Below are 563 nucleotides of genomic sequence, written 5' to 3'. Positions count from 1 at the left end.
GCCAAAGATGCGATTTGAGCATCTGTTTTGCCCACTTTTCTGACCGTAGCAGACAAACGTGAACGACGCAATTGAGGCAAAATTTCTTCTGCCAAGGTAGAATACACAGCGGAGATGTTTTTGATTTCACGCTCGCGTTGTTCCGTGTCGGAATACATAGACAACACGCGCAAAATCAAGTCTTTATCTTGGAGGTTTGATTTTTGAACCAACTCCTTGAATCCATCCCAATCCTGTGCAGTGTATTTTGCCGTGATTGGTGCTGTTACCTTGTTCTTTTTCAACTCAGCAGCAAGGTATTTGTTCGTGTTCACTTCACGTTGCGCCGCCAACTTGTCGTTCAACTTAAACCCACCATCAGGCGATGCGTAAGCCGAAATCTCAACGTCAACTGTCTGTTCTTTAGACAATCCTGCATCCTTCACTTTTTTGCTCCAATCAGCGAGTTCTGCTTTTTTCAATTCACTTGCACGCAACTCCGCCTTTTGGATAAGGAACAGCAGGTCGGCATTGTAAACCACCGGAGCATCTGCTTGAGTCTGGGTTGCAAACGAAGGCGTTTC

General features: G+C 45.6%; 1 pseudogene. It reads right to left on the bottom strand.

The window, feature by feature from the left end:
- Positions 1–563 (bottom strand): annotated as a pseudogene (locus ASC50_RS03445) (hypothetical protein); the annotation flags it as partial.

This window comes from Candidatus Symbiothrix dinenymphae (genome assembly GCF_001431085.1).
The sequence above is the reverse complement of the archived record's forward strand: the minus strand, read 5'-3'. Positions and strand labels throughout refer to the sequence as shown.